The 9,509-nt window shown below is 59.4% G+C and carries 6 protein-coding genes and 5 pseudogenes; 2 read left to right on the top strand and 9 right to left on the bottom strand.

Going from position 1 to position 9,509, the window contains the following annotated elements; all coding sequences use genetic code 11:
- Positions 1–103: 103 nt before the first annotated feature.
- On the top strand, positions 104–310 hold the full coding sequence (locus tag AC1RTB_RS11365) for a hypothetical protein (RefSeq protein WP_492882016.1): 207 nt from the start codon (positions 104–106) through the stop codon (positions 308–310).
- Positions 311–948: 638 nt separating this feature from the next.
- Here the strand turns inward: AC1RTB_RS11365 and AC1RTB_RS11360 are convergent.
- Positions 949–1,906, bottom strand: a pseudogene (locus AC1RTB_RS11360) (IS110 family RNA-guided transposase).
- A 190-nt stretch (positions 1,907–2,096) separates the two neighbouring features.
- Between AC1RTB_RS11360 and AC1RTB_RS11355 the strand changes: the two are divergent.
- Positions 2,097–2,246 (top strand): annotated as a pseudogene (locus tag AC1RTB_RS11355) (IS110 family transposase); the annotation flags it as partial.
- A 393-nt stretch (positions 2,247–2,639) separates the two neighbouring features.
- Here the strand turns inward: AC1RTB_RS11355 and AC1RTB_RS11350 are convergent.
- The 8 genes and pseudogenes from AC1RTB_RS11350 to AC1RTB_RS11315 form a co-directional block, all read right to left on the bottom strand.
- Positions 2,640–3,723, bottom strand: a pseudogene (locus AC1RTB_RS11350) (IS3 family transposase).
- A gap of 28 nt (positions 3,724–3,751) precedes the next feature.
- A pseudogene (locus AC1RTB_RS11345) lies at positions 3,752–3,934 on the bottom strand (hypothetical protein); the annotation flags it as partial.
- Positions 3,934–4,062: pseudogene (locus AC1RTB_RS11340) on the bottom strand (transposase domain-containing protein); the annotation flags it as partial. The pseudogenes AC1RTB_RS11340 and AC1RTB_RS11345, both read right to left, overlap by 1 nt.
- Positions 4,010–4,681 carry a class I SAM-dependent methyltransferase gene (locus AC1RTB_RS11335; RefSeq protein ID WP_492943814.1) on the bottom strand — a complete coding sequence of 224 codons (672 nt, stop codon included), beginning with the start codon at positions 4,679–4,681 and terminating at the stop codon, positions 4,010–4,012. The gene AC1RTB_RS11335 and the pseudogene AC1RTB_RS11340, both read right to left, overlap by 53 nt.
- A 120-nt stretch (positions 4,682–4,801) precedes the next feature.
- Complete coding sequence (locus AC1RTB_RS11330; protein WP_492882018.1) at positions 4,802–5,227, bottom strand: GtrA family protein; 426 nt, start codon at positions 5,225–5,227, stop codon at positions 4,802–4,804.
- Positions 5,227–6,039 carry a class I SAM-dependent methyltransferase gene (locus AC1RTB_RS11325; protein ID WP_492882019.1) on the bottom strand — a complete coding sequence of 271 codons (813 nt, stop codon included), beginning with the start codon at positions 6,037–6,039 and terminating at the stop codon, positions 5,227–5,229. Before AC1RTB_RS11325 ends, AC1RTB_RS11330 begins: the two co-directional genes overlap by 1 nt.
- A gap of 60 nt (positions 6,040–6,099) precedes the next feature.
- A complete protein-coding gene (locus AC1RTB_RS11320; RefSeq protein WP_492882020.1) occupies positions 6,100–7,251 on the bottom strand; it encodes a glycosyltransferase family 2 protein in 1,152 nt (383 codons plus the stop codon).
- 83 nt (positions 7,252–7,334) lie between these two features.
- On the bottom strand, positions 7,335–9,395 hold the full coding sequence (locus AC1RTB_RS11315; protein WP_492882021.1) for a hypothetical protein: 2,061 nt from the start codon (positions 9,393–9,395) through the stop codon (positions 7,335–7,337).
- Between the last annotated feature and the right edge of the window lie 114 nt (positions 9,396–9,509).

Raw genomic sequence — 9,509 nt, 5'->3', positions numbered from 1 at the left:
CCCATGAAGAACCTGGCCCATAGCGCATCCCTTGATTCGAACGATAAGGATGCCCCATCAAAGCCTGGGATCAAACATCTAAGCGGTCCCTCGGCCACCGGACATGCTGGATGACGGCGGTGACGCCGTCCACCAACTCGTGGCGACAACGGTTGACCAGCGTCCCGACGGTCCGGACGCGCTGAAGACAATGGTCTTGGCACGCGACGTTGAGCATGCCCGTTCTATCCAGATCATCAAGGAATTGCAGCATCATCGCATCATCGCTTGGGCCGTCGTGCCTACACTCTGCCGGAAGACCAGCTTCTGAGCTTCTGCCGGGGGCTTGAGGCAGTCCAGCAGATCGAGGCTTCCGAGCAACTTTCGGAAAACCGAGAGCGGACGATGCAGAGGTTTCAATCGGCCGACAGCTCGCAACGCTTCGTATTTCAGCAGTCCGAAATCTCTTCGTTGCATATCGGCCTCACGCCATGGCGCAGTGGAAAGCCGTGACCGGCGCGACGGCCTCATTTCTCAACGCAGACTCTTCTGTGATCGTTGCTGAATAACGAACAACGTGGCATCATGGCAACTCCCCGATCTTGGCGTGCAACGTTTTCACGTCGATCGACGGATCGGACCTTCCCGCCGTGCCGAACACGTTCGCGGCCCATTCCAAAGGCTACTTTCGCCAACACGTGATGTGGTTCGAGTGCACTTGACCTGATATGGTTGTCTAATCGCAGTTGGGACGTCAAGCGAGAAGTTTGTTGAGACGACGCTGCCGGGCGCATGGTTGTCTTCGCGGTCGAAAGAGATCGCCGCATGATGGAGCTTCGCGGGACGAGCCTTCAATGTGGACGATGCACTTGCTGAGACAGCAGTGCAACCGCATCAGCGGAATGGCTCGGCTCACGTCCCGGCAGGGACGTTTCGGGCGTTCAGATTCTGAACGCTATTCGTAAAATCTCACGCTGCGGCTCCTGCATTTGGATCGAAGAACTCACCTGTCTTGAGCATCGCATGCATGATCACCGTTAGTTTGCGCGCCACAGCCACGGCGGCCCGTTTGAAGCCAATCCTCCCCCGGAGCATGAGACCCCATGTGCGCAGGTTGCGGCGGTCGCCGCGCCGGGATATATGGCCGTCATAGTCGACTTCCCCGGATTGGTAGCGCCGAGTGGTCAGGCCGACCCAAGCACCAGCGGACCGGGACTTCCTGAAGTTGTCGGGGTCCTCAATAGCTGCAGTGAAGGAGGTGGCGGTGATCGCTCCGACGCCTGGGATCGACATGAGGATACAGCAGGCCTGGCTCTGGCGCGCCTCTCGGACGAGCTGACGGCCGAGTTCGGCGGCGCGGGTGCGAATACTGCACCATGCTTCCAGCATCGGCAGCACGATGGATGTAAGCCCATGCTGATCGACTAGAAGGCGTCGGACGTTCTTCTCGAAGGTGCTTCCCTTTCCGACCGGACCGACGAGACCGAAGATTTTCATGACACCGCGGATCTGGTTGGAAAGCTCGGTGCTGATCCGAAACAGCCGGGTTCGCGTCGCGACCAGCGTGCGGGTCAGCATGCTGTCGAATCCTTTACCCGCGCCTCCCGAAAGAAACCGACCTCCGCGAGATGCGCCAAACCATCGGCGTCGTTAGCATCCGTCTTGTTCGCCGCCAATCGAGCGCCGCCTTGGCATGGCGGGCATCGATGCAGATGGCCGGCAGCCCCTCCGCACAGAGCGCGTGATAGAACCACACCGGGGCCGTCTCGAACACAACGCGTCTCACCGCCGGTGCCCGCTTGCGGATCTGCTCGGCAATGACCTTGGGATCAGAAGCGCACTTCCCGCGCCAGATGCGTTTGCCTCCACGGCGGATCGAAACTGCCGTCTCTTTCATCGACACGTCCAGACCGATATATTCTTCCATGGCTGTTCTCCATTCGATGCTTGGGCCCGGCGTCCAGTCGTGAGCCCGTATTTCCATCCTATCGGGGAACAGCCACCCTCCAAGTTTATCATTTGCTCTCAGGGCGACGCGGTTTCCGCGATTACGCCATGTGGACGGTCTCCGCTACCTTTTGCGCGCCGATCCAGGGTTCCTATTCCGGGCCGATTGACAGATTCTTGCTTGGCATCGCTCGAATGAAATGAGCCGACGCCTCGAGACAATTCCTGGAATCAGCCCGATCACTGCAAGCGCGATCGCCCCGACCGTGACAGACGTCGTCGCTGTTGCCCTGGCGAATAAAATGGCGCGGATCGTCTAGGCATCGATGACGACGGGCAGGCGCTTTGAAGCTGCCGTCACCCTTTGAGGTGGTCGCAGAGGATGCAGAGATTGGTGAGGTGCTCATGGTGTGATGGCGAACGGTCGAGCCGGGATCGGACAGACCCGATCAGTGGGTGCCGCTTGAAAGCGCGATGACCTGTCTGGGATCCGATCAGCGGACTACATCGGGGCCAGCGGCATGAACGCGCCGCAATCAAGGGCCGTATACATGCCTGCACCCCGACCAATGGTCAGTAGCGCCGAAACGCCCTTGCCACACGGAGGCCCTCCATACATGCCACTGAACTTTCATCCAGCGGCGATAGAGCCTCGGCCGTTGTGATCCGAACCCATTCTTTGGACCGCCGGAAGGTGGAGTTTCCCGGCTATATCACGATGGCGGGCTGGTGGCGCCATCGGGATTGATCAACGAGATCGGGACCTTGTGTCCGATTGCGCCATGTGGGCGCACCTCGTTGTAGTATCTTCGCCAATCCTCCAACTTTTTGGCCGCGTCGGCAAGCGTCAGGAACCAGGGGGCATTCAGGCACTCCGCCCTGAAGCGGCCGTTGAAAGCTTCGATGTAGCGTTGTCCGTTGGCTTTCCCGGTCGCGAGAAGCCGAGCGTGACGCCCTTGGTGTAGGCCCACAGATCGAGGTCGCGGGAGACGAACTCCGTGCCCTGATCGTCTTCGGATAGCCGATCCGCGGGCAGACTTGTTCCAGCGTCCTGACCACGTCCTCTGCTCGGTAACTGAAGCGCGGGTCGAGCACCGGCACGTAGCGCGAGAACGTATCGACGACCGTCAGGACGCGGATTTTCTTACCTGTCGCGAGGTGGTCGTGAACGAAGTCCATCGCCCACACGTCGTTGGGCTCGACGGCCGGCTGGCGATCGTCTCGCGGTTTCGCCTTCACCCGCCTTTTCGGTGTCTTGTTCCTCAGTTGAAGCCCTAAATCCCTGTAAATCCGATAGGTCCGCTTCTGTTGATGTCCCAGCCCTCGCGCGTGACGTGCACACGCCGGTAGCCATAACGAACCCGCGTGGCACAGATGTCTTTGATCCGAGCTTCGATACCGGCCTGATCGCGGCGACGGGACTTGTAGTGATAGGTCGAGGTGTCGAACTCCAGAACCCGGCATGCTCGCCGGATCGACACGTTCCACTCAGTACAAGTGTCCGCCATCAGCTCGCGTCTGCGACCAGGCCTCACAGTTTTCGGCGGATCACGTCCTGCAGCATCTCCTTGTCCAGCGACAGGTCGGCGACCAGCTTCCTCAGCTTGCCGTTCTCATCTTCCAGCTGCTTCAGTCGCTTCATCTCCGTCGGCAGCAGCCCGTCATATTTCTTTTTTCAGTTGAAGTAGGTTGCCTGGCTGATCCTCGCGCGGCGGCAGATCTCCGCCACCGGAATGCCGTCCGCTCCCTGCTTCAGAATGAACGAATTCTGTGCGCCCGCAACTTCGATGCCTTCATCGCTTTCCGCTCCTCTCAGTTCAGATCACAGTTCATCAATGCCATCGTCGGCCCGAGCGGTGTTGGCCTCGTCCGTGCCATCGTAGACGCTGATGATACTGCCGTAGGAGAGATTGTCGTCGTTGCTGGCGATCGCCTGAAGGAGTTCAGGATCCCCACCGAGCAATTTCGCGACGTGGTTGATGAGGAAGACGTAGGTGACCGTAGCCATCAAGTGGCCTTGGCGTAGGTGGCATCGGCAGCCGTCCAATTCCATGGCAACAATTTATCGAGACGGTTGATCTTGTCATCGTGGATGTGGTCGAGCACGTCGGCCAGATAGGCCTGCGGGAAGCCCCCCACTCGTCTTGGTGTCGCGGGACCGCTTGCGGCCCACGAGAATAAGGTTGCTTTTCAGCCCGAACAATCGGGCCGACGCTGCCTCGAAGTCCCAGCCGCCAAGCCCTTTCGCCGCGTTCTCGAGCTCGGAGCGCGACATAAGGTTGAGGTTCTTCTCCTGCGCCAGTTCATGCTGGCCGGCCTTTGCCAATAGTCTCCGGAACCAGGGTTTCGGTAGCCAATGCAGCAACGGCACCTGCGTGTGAAACTCAACCGGAAACCACCGGTTGGGCGTTGTCAGGAAGATGCCTTTCCTGGATACACGGACGCATTCCGAGATCATCCGCTGCTGGTTGTCGAGGTGACCAACATGTTCCAGCACGGCGGAGGAATGGACATAGTCGAACGCTCCGTCCTCGAACGGCAGGTTCAGAGCGTCGGCGGACACGAAGCGGAGACCTGGATAAAGATCTTCCAAGAAGCGCGCGTCGTCGATGCCCGAGGCGGTGATGCGGTGCTTGTGGGGATAGAGCGCCTCGAAATAATTCGACGAGGCATAGGTTTTGTCCGCGGTGACCCCGATGTCGAGCACGGTGTCGCTTTCGCCGGGTTGAAAGGTCGCGAGGAAACGGTCGAACATCCCAAAGCGCGCCCGGTTGGCGATCCGGATCGTAAAGGAATCCGGCGCGGCCAGGTTGTATTGCAGGTTGGGATTGCAAGCCATTCTGTCGCTCCTACGGATCCGGACGGCCTGCTGGCCTTACGGCCGGCCCGCCGGGACTTTCGTTTGTGGGCCCGATTGCGCCGATGGGGCGAATACCCACGTCAGCGAGATGCAGAAGCTCGCGAGGCCCGCCAGCAGCGTCGCGATCAGCGACGGGCCGAACCTACCAAAATCGTTCAGCGGTTTAAGCCAGAGAGTGAGAAAATACACAGCTACCATCCCGGCTAGATGCAGCGCGAAATAGCGGGGAAGCGACCTTCGATGGTTGCCCGTGGCCCGGAACGCGACGTTGCGCTGCAGGAAATAGCCGATGCCGAAGCAGATCGCATAGGTCAAAACCAACGCGGAAAACAGCGGCAGGCCGGCGACATCCAGGAGGGCATAGTTGACGGCGAAAAAGAGAACCGCGCAAAGCGCTCCGACCAGACCGAAACGGAAGAATTTGGCAAGAACCGGATTCATCAGGGTTTCCTGAAGACCGTGATCATATCACCATAAAGGCCAGCTTCATGCTCTTCGCCGGCATCTGTCCATGATGTGACCTGCGAGACGGTCTCAAGACCCGTTTCAGTCATAAACCGCCGAATGTCGTCGACGGTGACGTTGGAGCGCCAGCCGCCGCTGCTCCCGCCTTGCGTACCATGATGGATCACGCCGATGCCTCCGGACTTCAGCACGCGGGCGAACTCCCCGAAATAGGACCTGAACTCGGTGTCGTTGATATGGACGAAGACGTCGAAGGACCAAATGCCGTCGATCGAGGCTGAATCGACGGACTTGAGGTCGAGCCCATTGCCGAGTTCGAATCGCGCATTCGAATGGGACGCGAAGCGCTGCCGGCACTCGGCCACGCAAGTCTCGGAAATGTCGATGCCCACCAAATGCCCGACGCGCCCGACGAGATATTCCGTCCACCGCCCTGCGCCCGGACCGATCTCCAGCACATTCTGCAAGCCGGGGAAGTAGGGATCAATGAAGGTCCTGACGACCGAGTCCTTCCAGCCGGCCGACGGCGTCCATTCATCGCCCTTCGCGCTCCAATCCCAATTCTCCCAGATAAGCTTGTTTGCGGCACGGCTGTTCATGCCGGGGAGCCGCTTTGCCTTGCGCAACTCATCGGATTTCCGGAAGCCGAAGGAGGACAGGCTAGTGCCGAGATAGGAAATTCCGAGAAAAAGGAAATAAAGTGGGCCGTTCTCGCGGATGGAGATCATAATCAGCTTGGACTTCGTACCTAAACCAATCCGCCTGCGGTTTTCGACGATGTCTTTCATCTGATCACTTCTCTTCTCTTGTCTTCTTCAGACCGCCAGTTGCCCGCCATACCACAGAGATCAGCGGGTGGGAATATCCACGATCGCCGACAGGAAAGCAGTGAGCGCAAGCTGGATGCCGATCGCCGTCGCCGTCAGCGAAAGGATCAGGACACGCAGCACATTTGCATATTCGAGCGGTCCGAAGCCGATCGAAGCCCAGCGGACGACGCACCAGCCGAAACCGATCGCGCCGATCAGCGCGAGCGCGCCGCCGGCCAGCAGGAGCCTTTCGAGGGTTGCAGCGTCGAGCATCGACGAAAAGCGACGCGATGGGGGAATAAGCTTGTGCGCGGTCGCGAACTTTCGCGCCGTGACCGCAAACGAAATGCTTTGCACGCCAAGCAGGATCGCGACGCAGGCGACCAGGAAGGTATGGATGTCGAAGCCGACGCCGGCAACGAAGATTGGCCCGGGTAGAAGCAGGAGGGCGCCGGCGATGCCACCGATCAGAAGCGCCAGACCAGGGTACAGGAACAGCCATTTCGGGCTGTACATCAATAGAAAGCTCAGATGGCGCCATCCGTCGCGCCATGTGCGCAGATGCGGCGGTCGGGAACGCCCATCCGGCTTCAGCGTCGTCGCCACCTCGTCGATCCGATAATCGGAAAGGGCAGCGCGCACGACCATCTCGGAAGCGAACTCCATACCTGTGGTGCGCAGATTGAGGGCCTGGATACGGTCCCGGTTGAAGCCGCGGAGGCCGCAATGAAAATCGCCAACCTTGATAGAGAAGAACGTGCGGCCAAGCCAGCTCAGCACAGGATTGCCGAGGTATTTGTGAAGAAATGGCATGGCACCGGGGGCGACGCCTCCCTTGAAGCGGTTCCCGATAACCAGATCGGCGCCATCCCGAAGCTGTTCGACAAAGGGGAGAAGATTGGTGAAGTCGTAGGAGTCGTCGGCATCCCCCATGATGACGAAGCGGCCCCTGGCGGCGGCGATCCCGCCAATCAGGGCCGCGCCATAGCCGCGCATCTCGATGGGAGCGACGCGCGCGCCCTCGGCCGCGGCGATCTCGCGCGATCCGTCGGTCGACCCGTTGTCGGCGATCAACACCTCCCCGCTCACCCCGTGGCCGGCCAAGAACGCCTTCGCCTTGCGGATGCAAACGGCAAGCGTCTCCGCCTCATTGAGACATGGCATGAGGATCGTGAGTTCGAGGTCACCCATGGGGCACTGTATTCCTTAAGCATCTAACCGGCGTTGTTTGATACCGAGCAACGAATCACCTCGGCCACTCAAGAACGAGAAGATCAATCGCCGTCATACGGGACTTCCGTCAATTCGGAGCAGCGTCTCTCCCCGAATATCTTTGCTACGCCATAAATGGAAAGCAGAGCGGCAAACCAGGTCCAATAAACGGTGGGAAGCGAATAATTGAGACCGGTTGCTGGGAAGGAGCTGATATGGATGACGCCTAGAATGGCCGTACGGCTAAGCGCCAGGGTCCAAAGTAGCAGAGCTGCTATCCACAGCGGCTCCAGACCTTTCCTCATTACCGTAAGGGTGAGCAGGAAGAATGCGGCAAGACCTGCGGCAAACACCAATGGCGAGATGACTGAAAACACCGCCGTCAGCACTTTCCGCAGAGATTCCGCAACAACGGTGGCTTCACGATCGGCGCCCGGAGACGCGCCGCCGTCGATAGAGTCGATAGAATCGATGTTGAGGGTGGCGCTTCCGCTTGCGATGTTCATTCCCCGGTCTTTGTCCAGAGCTAAATGAATCGCGGACATGGAAGGCCTTGCGGCTTCGAGCGAGCAAACATTCCCGGGACATTCGTAACGCAGCTCGAAGCGGTTGAAGTCGGCCCCCTCGCCAAATGCAGTTTCGAGGTCGGGACTTGAGTCACGCCGGACAAATGGGAATTCGCGCTTGCTGTCGGGCGTCGTTATACTCAGCGTGGGCCACTCCGCGGACTGAGGATCGTAGAACCACCCCCTGGCGGTCCATGTCTGGGCTGTCGACCACCCGGCATGCAAGGGATAGTTGAGGAAGCGCCAAATTTGCGTGGAGCGCTCGTCTTCCACCGGTCGCCAGCGAGCTCCCTCCGGAGATACGCCGACCAGACTCACTATCTTGCTTAAATCGAAGAGCGTCGCGGGGAGCTCCCGCAGCTGGGAGTTCGTGATACCGGGAACGTAGCTGATGAACTTTTGACGGCATTCGATTTTGCCTACTTCGCATGCCGCGTGGATTTCACTGGCAATGGCTCCGAACCCCTGGGAGGCGGCATCGGGACTTGCGTAGAGGTTCTGAGCGGCGGCGGCGTCGCGCAATGCCCACACGAACCAACCGCCGGCAAACTGACCACATGTCGTGGGATAGAGGCCACAACCGTATTTCTCCCACCGGTACAACGAACGACCGGGAAACAGTTCTGAGAGCACAGGCCTGGCGGTCACGCTTACCGCCGCTGCCTGCTCCAGTGCGGCCATGCTGACCGGAATGAACGGCTGCACCGGGCCGACATCGATCGACTGTAGGGCGTTGAGCGCGGAGACGAAATTCTTTTCCTTGATGTCGACGCCGATGAAAGCATCATAGGCGAGCCAATTACTCGTCAGGTATGCGGTGTGCACCAGCAGGAATGCGCCGGTTGCGAGCGCCGCACGCACGACCACGGGCCTTAATCCACGCCAGTTCCACGGCTGCATCCAGGCGACGGTCAATACGGCAAGGCTTAGAGCGGGCAGGAGCAGGACGCCCTCTTCGCGCGTGAGCCAAGCCCACCCCGTCGCCAGGCCCAGAGCCAGGCTATGCCAGATCCACCATGACCTCGTTTGCGGAACCAGAAAAGTAAGGATGAATTGACTCGCGACGAGCAGCATCAATGCCCAATAAATCTGGTCCCGGATGACGAATTGAACGTGGTCAACGAACGCCGCCGGGTTCAACGACAGCAATGCAAGTGCGGCAGCGGCAAGGACATGTGACCGTGTCAGCCGGTAAACTGCCCATCCAGCCCCCATCAGGCCCAAGCTCTGGAACAAGGCGTGAGCAAGGGAGACCGGAAGACCAGACCAAGAGGCCTGAGCCAGGAAGAATGGATAGCCCGGGCCTTTCGCCAACGTATATTGATCGAAGGCTCCAAGCCACTCTCCGCTGGCGATGGACATGCCGAGACGGATGAAGAGCGCATCGTCGTGGTTCGCATCGACACGCAGCGAGAGCGGTATGTTGACAACCAGCCACAGCCTCAGGACCAGAACCAGGATGAGGCTGGCCGCAAGCAGCAGGTAAAAGTGAAGCCGGCGTTGCCGCTTAAGGTTCGCATCAAACGGAAGCCCGCAATCGGCACTGGATGTCGGCAATCGGCGAAGCCTTTGAGCGTCAAAAATCTACTGAAGCTGACATAAACACCCAGAGAGCCCGATCACCATGTTCAGGCTCAGCAAGAGTTACAACTCCATTTGCCGCTGACTAGT

The organism is Aminobacter sp. GW821-FHT11F06, from assembly GCF_058808215.1.
The sequence above is the reverse complement of the archived record's forward strand: the minus strand, read 5'-3'. Positions and strand labels throughout refer to the sequence as shown.